The sequence below is a fragment of the Cupriavidus sp. JZ107 genome, from assembly GCF_053903255.1.
The window spans coordinates 706,609-723,799 of sequence record NZ_CP096480.1 but is presented as its reverse complement, the minus strand read 5'-3'; the positions used below and the strand labels follow the sequence as shown (position 1 = coordinate 723,799).

Genomic DNA, 17,191 nt, shown 5'->3' with positions numbered 1-17,191 from the left:
TCGTTGCGGTACGACAAGGCCGGCAGCCGGCCCGCCGTGCGCGTAGGACGCGGACCGATGCCGCCGGCGCTGATCGCTGCCTAGACTGGCCGATGTCCCGACCCCAAAGGACCCAAGGAGGCAGAGATGAACAAGGCTCGCATGACCACGCTGGCCACGCTTGCCGGCGTCGCCAGCGTTGGTGCGGCACTGCTGCTGGCCGCGCGCTCGCGCGAACCCGTGCGCAACCCGCACGTGCCCGAGCCGGACAAGGATGTGGAACTGGACCCTTACCTGGGACGCTGGTACGAGATGGCGCGCTACGACAACCACTTCGAGCAGGGCGCCGACGCGGTCACCGCGGAGTACAGCCTGCGGCCGGATGGATTGCTCGACATCGTCAACCGCGCCGGCCGCGACGCGACCGGCAAGCCTCGCATCTCGCGCGGCAAGGCGCGCGTGGTGCCGGATAGCCGCAACGCCAAGTTCAAGGTGTCATTCTTCGGACCGTTCTATGTCGGCGACTACTGGATCCTGGACCACGCCGAAGACTACAGCTGGTCGATCGTCGGCGAGCCGTCGGGGCGCTATCTGTGGATCCTGACGCGCGCCCGCGACCCGGAGCCGGCGCTGCGCTCGCAACTGCTGTATCGGGTCGCCGAGCTCGGCTACGACGTCGACGCGCTGCGGATGACCGAACACGCGACGCTGCAGGAAGCGCCGGCGCCCGCGGCGCCGGCCTGAGGCAGCCCGAGCCGCCGGCTTCGCCGATGCACCGATCGCGAAGCCGGCGTGCGTGGCTCAGTGCCAGCGGCCGTGGTCGCGCCAGCGCGCCTCGCGGTAGCCGTCGTGGCGGTGCCAGCCGCGGGCGTAGCCATACGGCGGGCCGTAGCGGACCGGCGCGGGAGCGACCACCACCGGGCGGGGCGCCACGACCACCGGCGCCGGCGCATAGGCGACCGGGGCCGGCGCATAGACGGGCGCGGGAGCATAGACCGGGGCCGGCCGGTAGACCGGGGCCGGCGCGACCACCACGCCGGGCACGCCGACGCCGATATGGATGTCCACCCCGGCATGAGCCGCGGCGCTGGCTGCCAGCATGGCACCGCCCACAGCGGCCATTGCGAGAATCCGTTTCATGGCTGTCCCCCTGAGGAACCGTTGAACATGGGCGTACTGTATGCGGCGGCGCCGTAATATTGGCCTCGGGAAGTGTTGCATTTGTGACGCTGTATTACGCGTCCGGATGTCCGCTGCGGCGCGTCGATGGTCGCGGCTACTTTTGCGGGATCGGCAAGAAAGCAGAAAACCCGTCGGCAAATTGCCTGCGAGGCGAGAACAAACCCGGCCTTCGCATCGTCAAACGGCTATCCCCGTCACAGGAGAACCTCGATGAAGACACTGACTCTTGCATCCGAATCGTCCTGCCTTGGCCATTCCGGCCGCACCGACCCTCCCCGCCACCCGCACCGCCCTGCCGGTCGCCTCGCCCGCTTCGGTGCCGCCGCGCTCGGCGCGCTGGCCTTCAGCGTCCCCGCCCTGGCGGCGGACCTGACGCCGCAGACGGCTGGCCCCTTCACCTATGTTTGCGGCGGCGTAGCCGAAGACGAGCAACAAGCGATGCGTGCCGAGGCCCGCAACTACGACATGGGCCTGCTGATGACCGAAGGCCCGCGCGGCGAATACCTGTCCGATGTCGATATCACGCTGTCGCGCGGCGGCAAGCAGGTCGCCAACTTCCGCTCGACCGGACCGCGCTGCCTGATCAAGGGGCCGAAGGGCACTTACCAGGTCACCGCGGACTATCAGGGCAAATCCAAGCGCACCACGCTGAGCGCCGGGCAGCGCAACAAGCAGCTGCGCTGGTAGGTCCGGCCCCACGATCATCGTCGCGTACGGCGGCCTGCGGGCCGCCGCTGCATTGGCGCGCTCGAATCCCCCGGTCTCAGCGCAGATACCCCGCCCCGCGAAACCACTCGACCGCATCGCGCAGCCCGTCCCGATACGGCCGCGGCCGGTAGTCCAGTTCACGGCGCGCCTTGTCCGAGCTGAAGTACATCCGGTAGCGCGACATCGCCAGCCCATCGACCGTCAGCAGCGGCTCGGTGCCGCGCCGCCGCGCGATGGCCTCCGACAGATGCGCGAACGGGATCAGCGGCCAGCGCGGCAGCGGCACCAGCGGCCCGCGGCGGCCGGTCAGCTCGGCGATATCGCGCAGCATCTGCCGCAGCGGCACGTCCTCGCCGCCGAGGATATAGCGCTCGCCGATGCGTCCGCGCTCGAGCGCGAGCCAATGCCCCTGCGCGACATCGTCGACATGCGCGAGGTTGAGGCCGGTATCGACGAAGGCCGGAATGCGCCCGCTGGCCGCTTCGACGATCACGCGGCCGGTGGGCGTAGGCCGGATGTCGCGCGGCCCGATCGGTGTCGACGGATTGACGATCACGGCCGGCAGCCCGCCCGCAATCTCGCGTTCGACCGCGCGCTCGGCCAGCACCTTGCTGCGCTTGTACGCCCCGATCGCCTGCTGCGGCGACAGCGTGGCGGTCTCGGTGACCGGCGCGGCCGCGCCCTGCACGCGCAGTGTGGCGACGCTGCTGGTATAGACGACCTTCTCGACGCCGCAGCGCCGGGCCGCCGCCATCATCGTCTCGGCGCCGACCACATTGGTGCGGACGATGGCCTCGGGCTCGGGCGCCCACAACCGGTAATCCGCCGCCACGTGGAACAGATAGCGGACCCCGCGCATCGCGCGCTCGACCGATTTCGGGTCGCACATGTCGCCCTCGACGATACGCACCGGCAAGCCTTCGAGATTGCCGCACGGGCTGCCGGCGCGAACCAGCACGCGCACGCGCCAGCCGCGCGCGAGCCCTTGCCGCGCCACCGCCGAGCCCAGAAAACCCGATGCGCCGGTCACCAGAACGTCGTCGTCGATGCTTTCCATCGGGCTCTCCATCGTTGCTGTCGATCGGGCGGTCGATCAGGCGGTCGATCGTGCCGCCCCTGGCGCCGGGCAGAGGCGCTGACGCGGGTATATAGTAACCACCGTACGACGGGAAGCGACGCTTCCCGGACACCGATGGCGCTGTGTCGACAGGGTATTGCCAGGGGGAACGTCTCCATGCGGGTGATTCTGGCTCAGCCGCGCGGCTTCTGCGCGGGCGTGGTAAGAGCGATCGAGATCGTCGATCGCGCGCTGGTCAAGCACGGCGCGCCGGTCTACGTGCGGCACGAGATCGTCCACAATCGCCATGTGGTCGACACCCTGCGCGACAAGGGCGCGCGTTTCGTCGAGGAGCTCGACGAGGTGCCGGCCGACGCGGTGACGATCTTCAGCGCGCACGGCGTCGCGCGCAGCGTCGAGGAAGAAGCCCGGACGCGCCAGCTGCATGCGATCGACGCGACCTGCCCGCTGGTGATCAAGGTCCACAACCAGGGCCGGCAATACGCGGCCAGCGGCCGCATCGTGATCCTGATCGGCCATGCCGGCCATCCCGAGGTGGTCGGCACCATGGGCCAGATTCCCGGCCGCGTGATCCTGGTGCAGAACGAGGCCGAGGTCGCGCAGCTGGACCTGGCCGCCGATACCCCGCTCGCCTATGTCACGCAGACCACGCTGAGCGTCGACGATACGCGCGGCATCATCGCGGCCCTGGAACGGCGCTTCCGCGATCTGGTCGGACCCGATACGCGCGACATCTGCTATGCCACGCAGAATCGCCAGAGCGCGGTGCGCGAACTGGCCACGCAGGTCGACGTGCTGCTGGTGATCGGCGCGCCCAACAGTTCGAATTCCAACCGTCTGCGCGAGATCGGCAGCGAGAGCGGCGTGCCGTCCTATCTGATCGCGGACGGCAGTGAGCTCGACCCGGCCTGGGTGCGCGATGCCGCGGTGGTGGGCATCACCGCCGGCGCGTCGGCGCCGGAGGCGATGGTCGAGGACGTGCTGGCCGCGCTGCGCCGGCTGGGCACGGTCGAAGTCAGCACGATGAATGGCCGCGAGGAAAACGCGCAGTTCCGGCTGCCGGCCGAACTGGCCGGCGTCACGATGGCCTGAAGCCGCCGGGCGCAGCGCGATCCCGCCCAGGCATCCATCCACCCACATCGAAGGAGGAAGCGCGCCTTGGCCATCCCCCTGCTCCAGGTCGCCCGCGTCGGCGCCTATGTGGTCCGCCAGCGGCTGGCCGGCCGCCGGCGCTATCCGCTCGCGCTGATGCTCGAGCCGCTGTTCCGCTGCAACCTGGCCTGCGCCGGCTGCGGCAAGATCGACTACCCCGAGCCCATCCTGAACCAGCGCCTGTCGCTCGACGAATGCCTGGCGGCGGTCGACGAATGCGGGGCGCCGGTGGTGTCGATCGCCGGCGGCGAGCCGCTGCTGCACAAGGAGATGCCGGCTATCGTCGAGGGCATCGTCGCGCGCCGCAAGTTCGTCTACCTGTGCACCAACGCGCTGCTGATGGAGAAGAAGCTCGACGCCTACCGGCCGAGCCCCTACTTCGTCTGGTCCGTGCATCTGGACGGCGACCCCGAGATGCACGACCGCGCGGTCTGCCAGCCTGGCGTCTACGAGCGCGCGGTCGCCGCGATCCGCGCCGCCAAGCAGCGCGGCTTTCGGGTCAACATCAATTGCACGCTGTTCAACGATGCCGACCCGGAGCGCGTCGCCCGCTTCTTCGATTCGGTCAAGGCGATGGGCGTGGACGGCATCACGGTCTCGCCGGGCTATGCCTACGAGCGCGCGCCCGACCAGCAGCATTTCCTGCACCGCGGCAGGACGCGCCAGCTGTTCCGCGACATCCTCGCGCGCGGCCGGCGCGGCCGCCAATGGGCCTTCAGCCAGTCGACGCTGTTCCTCGATTTCCTCGCCGGCAACCAGACCTACCGCTGCACGCCCTGGGGCAATCCCGCGCGCACCGTGTTCGGCTGGCAGCGTCCCTGCTATCTGCTGGGCGAAGGCTATGCGGCGACGTTTCGAGAGCTGATGGAGGACACCGACTGGGACGCCTATGGCACCGGCAACTATGAGAAATGCGCCAACTGCATGGTGCACAGCGGCTACGAGGCCACCGCGGTCGCCGATACAGTCGCGCATCCGCTGAAGGCGATGCGCGTGGCGCTGCGCGGCGTGCGCACCGATGGGCCGATGGCGCCCGATATTCCGCTGGACGGACAGCGCCCGGCCGAGTATGTGTTCTCGCGCCATGTCGAGATCAAGCTCGAGCAGATTCGGCGCGGGGCGGCAGATTCGGCTGATTCGGCCGATTCCGGCCATGCCGCCCGCGCGCCAGAACCGGACCGCCGGGCCACGGCCCTGCATTGAACGCGCATGGACTGGGCGAGACTGGCCGGCGCCATCCTGACCGTGCTGGCATCGGGCTATGCCGCGGCGGCGTGGTGGGCCAGCCGCCGCCCCATCGCTGCGCCACTGGTGCGAAGCGATGACGGCCTCGCGCCGGTGACGGTGCTCAAGCCGCTGTGCGGCGACGAGCCGCGCCTGTACCGCAATCTCGCGACCTTCTGCCGGCAGCGCCATCCGCGCTTTCAGCTGGTGTTCGGCGTATCGGAGGCCGACGATGCCGCGCTGCCGGTCGTCGAGCGATTGCGGCGCGCCTTCCCCGACTGCGATATCGCCGTGGCGATCGGCGCGCAGGGGCCCGCGGCGGCACGGCCGAACGTCACCCCCATCAATCCGAAGGTCGCCAACCTGATCGCGATGCTGCCGCTGGCACGCCACGAACGGCTGGTGATCGCGGACAGCGATATCGCGGTGCGCGCCGACTATCTGCGGCGCGTCACCGCGCCGCTGGCCGATCCGCGCGTCGGCATCGTGACCTGCCTGTATCGCGGCCGGCCGCTGCGTGGCGCATGGGCGCGGCTCGGTGCCCAGTTCATCGACGAGTGGTTCGTCCCCGCGGTGCGCGTCGCGCAGGCGGGCGGCAGCCAGCGCTTCGGCTTCGGCGCGACCATCGCGTTGCGGCACGAGGTGCTGCTGCGGATCGGCGGCTTCGCGGCCGTGGCGGACCGGCTCGCCGACGACTACTGGCTCGGCGAGCTGACCCGCCGGCAAGGGCTGCTTACCGTGCTGTCGGACGTCGAGGTCCGCACCGATATCGCGGAAACCACGCCGCGCGCGCTGTGGTCTCACGAATTGCGCTGGCTGCGGACGCTGCGCGCGCTCGATCCGGCCGGCTTCGCGCTGGTCTTTCTGACCTTCACCTGGCCGATGCTGGTGTTGGGGCTGCTGCTGGCGTCCTCGCATGCGGTCGCGCTGCTGGCCGTGCTCGGGGTGCTGGCCCGCTCGGCGCGCTGCCGCGATGCCGGCGCGGCGCTGCGCGCGCCGTGGCGCGATGCGCTGCTGCTGCTCGAATGGACGGTCGCGATGGCGGGACGGCAGGTGCGCTGGCGCGGTGCGCGTCTTGCGATCGAGTGGACGCGCGATGGGATGGCGAGCGCCGCTGCCCTCTCCCCCGGCCCCTCTCCCACAGGTGGGAGCGGGGAGAACACCAGTGGCCCGTCTCCGAAGCAGCGGTTTGCTGCCCTCTCCCCCGCCTCCTCTCCCGCAGGTGGGAGAGGGGAGAACATCGGGAACTCGTCTTCTGGCTCGAGGTTTGCTCCCCTCTCCCGCTTGCGGGAGAGGGGCTGCGGGAGAGGGCCAGCCCACGCAAAGAAAACAAGCCCGCGACCGCAACACCCTTCCGTCTCACGGAGGCCCCGATGAAGACCCTGTTCCTGCAAGCGCCGTCCTTCGATGGCTTCGATGGCGGTGCCGGGTCGCGCTATCAGGCCAGGCGCGAGATCCGCTCGTTCTGGTATCCGACCTGGCTGGCGCAACCGGCGGCGCTGGTGCCGGACAGCCGCCTGCTCGACGCACCGGCCGACGGCCTGAACCTTGAGCAGACGCTGGCCATCGCCGGCCAATACGAACTGGTGATCGTGCATACCAGCACGCCGTCGTTCCCGGCCGACGTACGTTTCGCGCAGGCGCTGAAGGCACGCTATCCGGCCATCCGGCTCGGCATGGTCGGCGCCAAGGCCGCGGTCGACCCCGGCGGCACGCTGGCCGCCAGCGAGGCGATCGACTTCGTCTGCCGCGAGGAATTCGACTACACCTGCCGCGACGTCGCCGCCGGCCTGCCGTTGCCGCGGATCGCCGGGCTCAGCTATCGCGCCCCCGATGGCGCGATTGAACACAACCCGCCGCGTCCGATGATCGAGGACATGGACGCGCTGCCGTTCGTCTCGCCGGTCTACCGGCGCGACCTGAACATTCGCAACTACTTCATCGGCTATCTGCTGCACCCCTATGTCTCGATCTACACCGGCCGCGGCTGCCGCTCGCGCTGCACGTTCTGCCTGTGGCCGCAGACGGTCGGCGGCCATCGCTACCGCGTGCGGTCGCCCGAGAACGTGCTGGCCGAGGTCGAATGGATCCGGCGCAATATGCCGGAGGTGCGCGAGATCATGTTCGACGACGACACCTTCACCGACTTCAAGCCGCGCGTGGAAGAGATCGCGCGCGGGCTTGGCAGGCTGGGCGTGACATGGTCGTGCAATGCCAAGGCCAACGTCCCCTACAGCACGCTGAAGATCATGAAGGACAACGGCCTGCGGCTGCTGCTGGTCGGCTACGAATCGGGCGACGACCAGATCCTGCTGAACATCAGGAAGGGCCTGCGCACCGATATCGCGCGGCGCTTCACCGAGGACTGCCGCAAGCTCGGCATCACGATCCACGGCACCTTCATCCTCGGCCTGCCTGGCGAGACGCGCGAGACCATCGAGAAGACCATCGCCTTCGCACAAGAAATCAATCCGCATACGATCCAGGTCTCGCTGGCCGCGCCCTACCCCGGCACCGCGCTGTACCGGCAGGCGCTCGACAACGGCTGGCTGGCGGACGACAAGGTGATCCCGCTGGTCAACGATCGCGGCGTGCAGCTGGCGGCGATCAGCTATCCGCATCTGTCGCGCGACGAGATCTATCACGGCGTCGAGACCTTCTACCGCCGCTTCTATTTCCGGCCGTCCAAGATCTGGGAGATCACCCGCGAAATGATGGGCAGCTGGGAAATGACGCGGCGCCGGCTGCGCGAGGGCGTCGAGTTCTTCCGCTTCCTGCATACCCACGAGGCCTGATTCTGCCAAGCCCGATCCCGCCCACGCCACCGACAAGGACCGCACCGAACGCAGCGGCCGCGGCGGCCGCCGCCGCGGCAACGCGCCGCACGCGGCCACGCGCGCTGATCGTGACCGCCGACGACTTCGGGCTCCATCCGGCGGTCAACGAGGCGGTCGAACAGGCGCATCGGCACGGCGTACTCGACGCCGCCAGCCTGATGGTCGGGGCGCCGGCCGCGGCCGATGCCGTCTCGCGCGCGCACCGGCTGCCGACGCTGCGTGTCGGCCTGCACCTGGTACTGGCCGACGGACCGTCGGTGCTGCCGCCGGCCGCGATCCCGGACCTGGTCGACGCCGCCGGCCGCTTCGGCAGCGCGATGGCGCGCGACGGGCTGCGCTTCGTGCTGTCCGATTCGGTGCGCCGCCAGCTGGCTGCCGAGATCCGCGCGCAGTTCGCCGCCTTCGCCGCGACCGGTCTCGCGCTCGATCACGTCAATACCCACAAGCATTTCCATCTGCATCCGACCGTGTTGTCGCTGATCCTCGCCATCGGCCGCGACTACGGCCTGCGCGCGATGCGGCTGCCGCGCGAGGCCGGCGCGCCGTGGTGGCTGCGCCCGTGGCTCGCGCTGCTGCGCCGGCGCCTCGATGCCGCCGGCATCGCGCACAACGACTATGTGATCGGCATCGCCCGCAGCGGCGCGATGGACGAACCGGCCGTGCTGGCCGCCCTGCGCGCGCTGCCGCCCGGCGTCGGCGAACTCTATCTGCATCCGGCCACCGAATCGGGCGAGCGGATCGCGCCGTCGATGCGCGGCTACCGCCATGCCGACGAGCTGGCCGCGCTGCTGTCGCCGCATGTGCGTACCGCGCTGGAGCGGGCGGCGCCGCGGCGCGGCGGCTTCGCCGATCAGCTGCCCGCGCGCATCGGCGACGGCGGGCCCTGCGCGTCGCCGGGGTGGCCCCGATGAAGCGGCTCGGACTGCTGGCCGGACTGATCGGGCTGATCGCGCTGGGCGCACTGATCGTGCACCAGGGCGTGGGCCAGATCGCGGCCACCGTCGCGCGCGCGGGCTGGCCGCTGCTGTGGCTGCTGCCGGTGCACGGCGTCGCGATCGCGCTCGATGCGCGTGCCTGGCAGGGGCTGCTGCGCGCCGCGGCGCCCATGGCCCGTCCCGGCATGCTGTTCCTGTGGTGGGTCGCCAGCGTGCGCGAGGCCGTCAACCGGCTGCTGCCGACGGCCAATGTCGGCGGCGAGCTGGCCGGCATCCGGCTGGGCAGGCTGCAGGTCGGCGACACCAGCGCGGTCACCGCCAGCGTGGTCGTCGAGGTCATGGTCACGCTGTTTTCGCAGTACCTGTACTGCGTGATCGGCGTGCTGTTGCTGATCGCCGCGATCCCCGGCGGCCATCAGGAACAGCGCGCGTTGACGATCGGCGGCGGGCTGCTGCTGTCGCTGCCGTTGCCTGTCGCGTTTGCGCTGGCGCTGCGGCATGGCGCGCTGTTCGCGCGGCTCGAACGGCTGGCGCGGCGCCTGCTGGGCGAGGAACACCGGATGGTCGATGCGATCGCCGGCGCCGACCTCGGCGCCGGCCTGGACCAGCGCATCCGCGCGCTGCTGGGACGCCTGCGCACGCCGGTCGCCGCCGCGGTCTGGCAGCTGCTGGGGCTGACCGCCGGCACCGTCGAGACCTGGTTCGCGCTGCGGCTGCTCGGCCATCCGGTGTCGTTCGGCGAGGCGCTGGCGATCGAGTCGTTGACGATGGCCGCGCGCAATATGGCCTTCTTCGTGCCAGGCGGTCTCGGCGTGCAGGAGGCGGTGGTGATGCTGCTCGGACAGCTGCTGGGCATCGACGCGCAGACCGCGCTGTCGCTGGCGCTGGTGCGGCGCGCGCGCGAGGTCCTGTACGGCGTGCCGGCGCTGCTGTCGTGGCAGTGGTTCGAGGTGCGCCGCTGGCGCGACCGGCATGGCAAGCCCGGCTCGGCCGCACGGGGCCGTCCGCGATGAGGCGCCGCGCTTCAGCGGCTGCCGGCCTGGCGCGCGTTGTGGTCGGTCAGGTAGCGGATCAGTCCGTCGATGCCGTCACGCTCGACGATGTCGGCGAACTGGCGGCGATAGACCTCGATCAGCCAGGCGCCCATCATGTTGATGTCGTAGATCTTCCAGCCGTCGACGCCGCGCCGCAGCCGATAGTCGATCTGGTTCTCGTCGCCGGCGGTGATCACGCGGGTGCGCACCACCACGTCGTCGGCATTGGCGCCAGCCTGCGCCGGCGTATAGCGGAACTCGACGTTCTGGCCGCGCAGCTGCGACAGCGACAGCGCATAGGTGTGGACCAGCAGCGTGCGGAACTGCTCGACCAGCTGCTGCTGCTGCACCGGATTGGCGGTACGCCAGGCGGGACCGAGCGCCAGCCGCGTGGTGCGCGCGAAATCGGTGTACGGAAGGAACTGGCGCCGCACCACGGCCACGACGCTGGCCTGGTCGCCGGCGCTGGCCGCGCGATCGGACCGCACCGCGGCGATCACGCCTTCGACGGCGGTGCGGACCTGGCGGTCGGGCGCGGCCCGCTCGGCGGCGTTGGCAGGCAGCGAACAGATCAGCGCGGGCACCGCGATGGCCAGCGCGGGAATCGGCGAATGGGGACGGATATGGAACATGATCGGCAATCCGGCTGCATGGCAAGGCGAGCGATCGAGTATAGCCCCGCGGCGGCGGCCGTTGCAGCGCCGGCTGGCAACGCCTTGCCGACATGCTGACCGCGGCCATCACCCGCCTGGTGATGCTGGCGACGGCGCGCGCCTGGCTGACCATCGCGCTGGCGGCCGTGGTCTGCGCCGGCAGCGGCTGGTACGCGGCGCGGCACTTCGCGATCAATACCGATATCGGCCGGCTGCTCGATCTCGACGCGCCCTGGGCGCGCTACGATGCCGCGCTGAACCAGGCCTTCCCCGACCGCGATCGCCTGATCCTGGCGGTCGTGCAGGCACCGGTCCCCGAGCTGGCCGAGGCCGCCGCCAATGCGCTGGCGCAGTCCTTGCGCGAACAGCCGTCGCACTTCGAGGCGGTGCGCCAGCCCGGCGGCGGCGCCTTCTTCGCGCGCAACGGCCTGCTGTTCGTCGATACGCCGGCGCTGGCCCGGCTGACGCGCGACCTGAGCGATGCGCGCCCGCTGCTGAACGCGCTGGCGCGCGATCCGAGCCTGCGCGGGCTGGCCGATACGCTGTCGGTCTCGCTTGGCCTGCCGCTGCAGATGGGTCAGGTCACGCTGGCACAGATGGCGCCGCTGCTCGCGCGCAGTGCGATGACGCTGGAACAGGTGCTGGCGGGCCGGCCGGCGGCGCTGTCCTGGCGCACGCTGGCCGACCCGACGCCCGCGGCCGGACCGGCGCTGGCCTTCGTCGCGGTCAGCCCCGTACTCGATTACGGCGACCTGCAGGCCGGCGCCGATGCCTCGGCGGCGATCCGCGCCAGCGCGGCGCAGCTGCAACTGGCGCAGCGCTACGCGGCCGAGGTGCGGCTGACCGGGCCGCAGGCGCTGGCCGACGACGAGTTCGCCTCGGTGGCCGACGGCGCCGCGCTGAACGGCGCGGTGACGGTGCTGGTGGTGATCCTGATCCTGTGGCTGGCGCTGCGTTCGGCGCGGCTGATCGTCGCCGTGCTGCTGAGCCTGTTCGCGGGCCTGGCCGTCACGGCGGCGCTGGGTCTGGCGATGGTCGGCGCGCTGAACATGATCTCGGTCGCGTTCGCCGTACTGTTCGTCGGCCTCGGCGTGGACTTCGGCATCCAGTTCGGCGTGCGCTACCGGGCCGAGCGCCACGATCGCGACCATATCGTGACGGCGCTGGCCCATACCGCCCAGGCGCTGGCGATTCCGCTGTCGCTGGCGGCGGCGGCCACGGCCGCGGCGTTCTTCGCCTTCCTGCCGACCGACTATCGCGGCGTGGCCGAGCTGGGGCTGATCGCCGGCGTCGGCATGTTCGTCGCGTTCTTCACCACGGTCACGCTGCTGCCGGCGCTGATCCGCGTGCTGCAGCCCAATGGCGAGACGGTCGCGCCGGGCATCCGCTGGCTCGCGCCCGCCGACGACTTCTTCGAGCGCCATCGCAAGCCGGTGCTGTGGGTCACCTGCGGTGTCATCGTGGCCGCCTCGCCGCTGCTGACGCAGCTGCGCTTCGATTTCGATCCGCTGAACCTGAAGGACCCCGCCTCCGAATCGATGGCGACGCTGCGGGCGCTGAAGGACGCGCCGCAGGCGGGCACCGAGGATGTCAGCGTGCTGGCGCCGTCGCTGCAGCAGGCGCGTGCGCTGGCGGCGCGGCTGTCGGCACGGCCCGAGGTGGCGCGCGTCGCCACGCTCGACAGCTTCGTGCCGGCCGATCAGGACGCGAAGCTTCCCCTGATCGCATCGGCCGCGCAGGCGCTGCTGCCGGCGCTGACGCAGCCGGCCGCGCCGCCGTCTACCGACCCGCTACGCGTGGCCGCGCTGCGCCGGACCGCGGCCCAGCTCGAGCTGGCTGCGAACGCCCGCTCGGCGCCGGGCACCACGCCGGCCGCCGGCGTGACCGAGGCACGGCGGCTGGCCCAGGCGCTGCGCAAGCTGGCCGATGCCGATGCGGCGACCCGCGACCGCGCCGAACGCGCGATCGCCCTGCCGCTGCGCCTGGGACTGGCGGGCCTGGCGCAGGCGCTGCAGGCCGAGCGCGTCAGCGTCGACTCGCTGCCGCGCGAGCTGGTGCGCGACTGGCTGACGCCCGACGGCCGCGCGCTGGTCACCGTCAGCCCGCGCCTGCCGCCCGGCGAACGCGCGCGCGAGGCGGCGCTCGATGTCTTCGTTCCCACGGTACTGGCGATCGCGCCGGAGGCCACCGGCGGGCCGATCGCGGTGCGCGGCTCGGCACACACCATCCTGAGCGCGTTCGCACAGGCCGGCGCCTGGGCGGTGTTGTCGATCGCGGTGCTGCTGTGGCTGACGCTGCGCCGCTTCGGCGACGTGCTGCGCACGCTGGTGCCGCTGCTGGTCTCGGCGGTGCTGACGCTCGAGCTGTGCGTGGTGTTCGGCATCGCGCTGAACTTTGCCAACGTGATCGCGCTGCCGTTGCTGCTTGGCATCGGCGTTGCCTTCAAGATCTACTATGTGATCGCATGGCGCGAGGGCAAGACCGGCCTGCTGCAGTCGAGCCTGACCCATGCGGTACTGTTCAGCGCGGCCACCACCGCGACCGCGTTCGGCAGCCTGTGGCTGTCCAACCATGCCGGCACCGCCAGCATGGGCAAGCTGCTGGCGCTGTCGCTGGTCTGCACGCTGGCCGGCGCGGTGTTTTTCCAGCCTATCCTGATGGGACGGCCGCGCCAGTCGCGCTGAATTGTCCTGGACCGCGGACGGACCGACCACGACGCCACCATGATCGCCATGCCAGAGCCCTCGCCCCCTTCGTCTCCTTCGTCTCCTTCGCCCGCTCCATTACTGCTGCGCCGGCTGGTCCCGCTGGTGCCGCTCGCCGCGCTGTGTTGCGGTGCCTGCGCGACCGGGCCCAACGCCAACCCGGCCGATCCGCTGGAACCGATGAACCGCGCGATCTATACGGTCAACGACAAGATCGACACCTATGTCGCCGTGCCGGTCGCCAAGGGCTATCGCCGCGTCACGCCGCAGCCGGTGCGCACCGCGGTGACCAATGTGTTCAACAACGTCGGCGACGTCGGCAACGCGATCAACAACCTGCTGCAGGGCAAGGGCGTCGCGGCGGCCGAGAGCGTGATGCGGGTCGCGATCAATACCGTGCTGGGCCTGGGCGGACTGATCGATATCGCCACGCCGGCCGGGCTCCCGCGACATCCGCAGGACCTTGGCCTGACGCTGGGCACCTGGGGCGTGCCGTCGGGCCCGTATCTGGTGCTGCCGCTGTTCGGGCCCAGCACCGTGCGCGACGGCATCGGCATGGCCGGGGACGTGTTCACCGATCCGGTCACCTACATGGACCCGGCCTGGCGCAACAGCCTGTTCGCGCTGCAGTTCGTCAATACGCGCACCAATCTGCTCGATGCCACCAGCCTGCTGGAGCAGGCCGCGCTGGACAAATACAGCTTCGTGCGCGACGCCTATCTGCAGCAGCGCCGCCAGCGGCTGCGCGGCGGCGAGGCAGGCGATCTGCCCGACTATGGCGATGACGGCGACGACCGCGACGAAGGAGACGAAGGAGACGGCGCGGCGGGCGGCGCTTCGCCATCGACCGACGCACCGGGCTCGGTCCCTGCTCCGGCTCCCGCCGCCCCATGATCGCGCGATCGACCCGCCGAGCACCGCAGTGTGGCCGCCAGCCGGCGCAATCCCCGTCGCGCCGCGGCGGTATCGCCGGCAAGCCGCAGCAGTTCGCGCAATTGCGCGGGTTGCTTGAGCACGCTTGCGCATAGCGCGCGCATCGCGATGCCGCCATCCGCGCCGAACGCGGCCAGTGCGGCCGGCGGAATGCGCCGCCCCGCCGGATCGGCGATCGCCCGGCACACGACGAAAGGCAGCCCCGCCGCGCGCGCCGCGGCGGCGATCCGGTGCGATTCCATGTCGACCGCCACCGCGCCGGTCGCCGCATGCAGCGCCCGTTTGTCGGCAACGGCCGCGGCCGGCGTATCGACGCCCGCGATGGTTCCGCCGACGGCCGCGGGCAATGCCAGTCGAATCGCGCTGGACCAGCGGGCATCGGCGTCGAAGCGCGAACCTTGCGTGGCGACGGCATCGGCCACGATCACGCTGCCAGCCGGCAGCGCGGGGTCGAGCCCGCCCGCCACCCCGAAGCTGATCAGCCCCGCATAGCGCGGCGCCGATCCTGCGTCGTCATGCAAGGCAGCGATCATCGCGGCATTCAGCGCGGCATCCAGCGCATCGCCGCGCAGACCGCTCAGCGTCGTCGCGCCTGGCCATGACAGCAGCCGCGCCTCGAAGGCCATGCCGGTGACGACGAGCCAGCGCGGCGCGCCGGCATCGATGCGGCCGCCGGTTTCGCTCACATGCCCCATGGCATGCGGCCCGCGGCATCGTTGGCATCGGCCGGTTTGCGGACGCCCTCGAGATTGCGATATCGCGCCAGCGCCCACAGCGGGAAATACCGCGCATAGCCGTGATAGCGCAGATAGAACACGCGCGGAAAGCCGACCGCGGTGAAATGCTGCTCGTCCCACAGCCCGTCGGCGCGCTGCTCGCGCAGCAGATAGTCGATACCGCGCGCGACCGCCGGCAGACCGCGGCAGCCGGCCGCCATCAGCCCCAGCAGCGCCCAGGCGGTCTGCGACGGCGTGCTCGGCGCGCTCTCATGGCCGCGGTAGTCGAGCCGGTAGCTGCTGCCGTCCTCGCCCCAGCCGCCGTCGTCGTTCTGCACCGACAGCAGCCATTGCGCGGCGCGGCGGACCGGCGCCGCCTCGGGCCCAAGCCCCGCCGCCTGCAGCGCGCACAGCGCGCTCCAGGTGCCATACAGGTAGTTGGTACCCCAGCGTCCATACCAGCTGCCGTTGGCCTCCTGCTCGCCCAGCAGATAGCGCAGCGCCTGCGCGGCGGCGCGGCTGTTTGCAGGCAATTGGCCCAACTGCGCCAGCATCGACAGGCAGCGCGCCGACACGTCGGCGGTCGGCGGGTCGAGCAGCGCGCCATGATCGGCGAACGGGATGCTGTTCAGGTGACTGTGCGTGTTCTCCGGTTCGAACGCGCCCCAGCCGCCGTCGCTGCTTTGCATGCCTTCGATCCATTCGCGGGCCCGCGCCAGCGCGGGCTCGACGCGGCCCTGCCAGCGCGCATCGCCGCGCGCGGCGCGATCGAGCGCCATCGCCACCACGGCGGTATCGTCGACATCCGGATAGTGGGGATTGGCATACTGGAAGGCCCAGCCGCCGGGACGCAGACCGGGCCGGCGCACGGTCCAGTCGCCGCGTACGTCGAGCACCTGCAACGGCAGCAGCCAGTCGAGCGCCCGCCGCGCCGCCGCCTGCGCGCGCTCGCCACCGGCTTCGAGCATTGCATGGCAGGCCAGCGAGGTGTCCCACACCGGCGAAAAGCACGGCTGGCAGTACGCCTCACCCCCTTCGTCGCCATGCTCGACCAGCAGCCGGTCCAGCGCCGCGCGCGCCTGCGCGGCCGCCGGCTCGTCGCGCGGCACGCCGAGCGCGTCGAACATCATCACCGCATTGACCATCGCGGGAAAAATCGCACCCAGGCCATCGTCGCCGTTCAGGCGCTCGCGCACGAACTGCTCGGCGCGCTCGATGGCCCGCTGACGCATCGGGCGCGGCGACAAGGGCTCGAGCACGCGCAGCGCGACATCGACGCCGCGGAACACCGCATACCAGAAGCGGCTCTGATGCGGCGCCCTGCCCGGCATCCGCGCGGCCTGGCTGGGCCGGCGAAACAGTTCGTCGATGCCGACGCGGCGCGGATTGCGCGCGCAGGGGCGCAGCGTGTTCAGCACCAGCAGCGGCACGATCACGGTGCGCGCCCAGTACGAGATCTTCGACAGATGAAACGGAAACCACAGCGGCAGCAGCATGATCTCGACCGGCATCAGCGGCACCGCGCGCCACGGCATCACGCCATACAGCGCCAGCAGCGTGCGGGTGAACACATTGCTCGCTTCGGCCCCGCCCAGCGCCAGGATGCGCTCGCGCGCGCGCCGCATCGCCGGCGCGTCGACCGGCTCGCCGATCATCTTCAGCGCGAAGTACGCCTTGACGGAGGCGCTGGTATCGGACGCGCCGCCATGAAACAGCGGCCAGCCGCCGTCTGCGTTCTGCCGGCGCAGCAGATAGCGCCCGATGCGCGCCTCCAGCGCGGCATCGGCCGGCTCGCCCAGATAGTGGACCAGCAGCACGTATTCGGACGGGATCGTGGTATCGGCTTCGAGCTCGAACACCCAATGGCCGTCGGCCCGCTGCCGCGCGATCAAGGCGTCGACGGCGTGCGCGATCGCGGCATCGAGACGCGGGTCGGTGGAAGCTGGGAACGAAGGGAAGGACGGCGCGAGGGAGGCGGCGGAATCGGGCCGAGCCTTGGTGGCCACGGGGTCGGCAGCGGACGGCGAACCGTTCAACGCGATCTGGATTTCAGCC

The 17,191-nt window shown here is 70.9% G+C and carries 14 protein-coding genes and 1 pseudogene; 10 read left to right on the top strand and 5 right to left on the bottom strand.

What is annotated here, in order from left to right:
• Positions 1 to 126: 126 nt before the first annotated feature.
• Positions 127 to 723, top strand: a complete 597-nt coding sequence (locus M1D55_RS03045; RefSeq protein WP_456281069.1) for a lipocalin family protein — start codon at positions 127 to 129, stop codon at positions 721 to 723.
• A 57-nt stretch (positions 724 to 780) separates the two neighbouring features.
• Here the strand turns inward: M1D55_RS03045 and M1D55_RS03040 are convergent, their stop codons facing one another.
• Positions 781 to 1,119 carry a hypothetical protein gene (locus tag M1D55_RS03040; protein ID WP_232207036.1) on the bottom strand — a complete coding sequence of 113 codons (339 nt, stop codon included), beginning with the start codon at positions 1,117 to 1,119 and terminating at the stop codon, positions 781 to 783.
• A 252-nt stretch (positions 1,120 to 1,371) separates the two neighbouring features.
• Between M1D55_RS03040 and M1D55_RS03035 the strand changes: the two genes are divergently transcribed.
• The gene (locus tag M1D55_RS03035) at positions 1,372 to 1,848 is read left to right on the top strand and encodes a hypothetical protein (protein ID WP_023265132.1); all 477 of its coding nucleotides are present in this window, start codon (positions 1,372 to 1,374) and stop codon (positions 1,846 to 1,848) included.
• Between the two features lie 76 nt (positions 1,849 to 1,924).
• Here M1D55_RS03035 and hpnA read toward each other — a convergent pair whose 3' ends face one another.
• Positions 1,925 to 2,926: a hopanoid-associated sugar epimerase gene (hpnA, locus tag M1D55_RS03030; RefSeq protein WP_456281068.1), complete on the bottom strand. Its 1,002-nt coding sequence runs from the start codon at positions 2,924 to 2,926 to the stop codon at positions 1,925 to 1,927.
• 177 nt (positions 2,927 to 3,103) lie between these two features.
• Here hpnA and ispH point away from each other — a divergent pair, with 177 nt between their 5' ends.
• From ispH to M1D55_RS03000, 6 genes are all read left to right on the top strand, one after another.
• Positions 3,104 to 4,039 carry a 4-hydroxy-3-methylbut-2-enyl diphosphate reductase gene (ispH, locus tag M1D55_RS03025; protein WP_232207039.1) on the top strand — a complete coding sequence of 312 codons (936 nt, stop codon included), beginning with the start codon at positions 3,104 to 3,106 and terminating at the stop codon, positions 4,037 to 4,039.
• A 66-nt stretch (positions 4,040 to 4,105) separates the two neighbouring features.
• The gene (gene hpnH / locus M1D55_RS03020) at positions 4,106 to 5,302 is read left to right on the top strand and encodes an adenosyl-hopene transferase HpnH (protein WP_456281067.1); all 1,197 of its coding nucleotides are present in this window, start codon (positions 4,106 to 4,108) and stop codon (positions 5,300 to 5,302) included.
• Between the two features lie 6 nt (positions 5,303 to 5,308).
• On the top strand, positions 5,309 to 6,700 hold the full coding sequence (gene hpnI / locus M1D55_RS03015) for a bacteriohopanetetrol glucosamine biosynthesis glycosyltransferase HpnI (RefSeq protein WP_456281066.1): 1,392 nt from the start codon (positions 5,309 to 5,311) through the stop codon (positions 6,698 to 6,700).
• A complete protein-coding gene (hpnJ, locus tag M1D55_RS03010) occupies positions 6,697 to 8,118 on the top strand; it encodes a hopanoid biosynthesis associated radical SAM protein HpnJ (RefSeq protein WP_456281065.1) in 1,422 nt (473 codons plus the stop codon). Before hpnI ends, hpnJ begins: the two co-directional genes overlap by 4 nt.
• Before the next feature lie 110 nt (positions 8,119 to 8,228).
• Complete coding sequence (gene hpnK, locus M1D55_RS03005; protein ID WP_456281064.1) at positions 8,229 to 9,071, top strand: hopanoid biosynthesis-associated protein HpnK; 843 nt, start codon at positions 8,229 to 8,231, stop codon at positions 9,069 to 9,071.
• A complete protein-coding gene (locus M1D55_RS03000) occupies positions 9,068 to 10,108 on the top strand; it encodes a lysylphosphatidylglycerol synthase domain-containing protein (protein WP_064573910.1) in 1,041 nt (346 codons plus the stop codon). The genes hpnK and M1D55_RS03000 overlap by 4 nt, the downstream gene beginning before the upstream one ends.
• 11 nt (positions 10,109 to 10,119) lie before the next feature.
• Here the strand turns inward: M1D55_RS03000 and M1D55_RS02995 are convergent, their stop codons facing one another.
• Entirely contained in the window at positions 10,120 to 10,761 is a 642-nt protein-coding gene (locus M1D55_RS02995) for an MlaC/ttg2D family ABC transporter substrate-binding protein (protein WP_064573911.1), read from the bottom strand.
• A 92-nt stretch (positions 10,762 to 10,853) separates the two neighbouring features.
• Between M1D55_RS02995 and hpnN the strand changes: the two genes are divergently transcribed.
• Together hpnN and M1D55_RS02985 are read left to right on the top strand one after the other, a co-directional pair.
• On the top strand, positions 10,854 to 13,466 hold the full coding sequence (gene hpnN, locus M1D55_RS02990; RefSeq protein WP_456281063.1) for a hopanoid transporter HpnN: 2,613 nt from the start codon (positions 10,854 to 10,856) through the stop codon (positions 13,464 to 13,466).
• A gap of 48 nt (positions 13,467 to 13,514) precedes the next feature.
• Complete coding sequence (locus M1D55_RS02985; protein ID WP_456281368.1) at positions 13,515 to 14,381, top strand: MlaA family lipoprotein; 867 nt, start codon at positions 13,515 to 13,517, stop codon at positions 14,379 to 14,381.
• 101 nt (positions 14,382 to 14,482) lie between these two features.
• Here M1D55_RS02985 and M1D55_RS02980 read toward each other — a convergent pair.
• Positions 14,483 to 15,046 (bottom strand): annotated as a pseudogene (locus tag M1D55_RS02980) (phosphorylase family protein); the annotation flags it as partial.
• Positions 15,047 to 15,102: 56 nt separating this feature from the next.
• Entirely contained in the window at positions 15,103 to 17,184 is a 2,082-nt protein-coding gene (gene shc, locus M1D55_RS02975) for a squalene--hopene cyclase (protein ID WP_456281367.1), read from the bottom strand.
• Between the last annotated feature and the right edge of the window lie 7 nt (positions 17,185 to 17,191).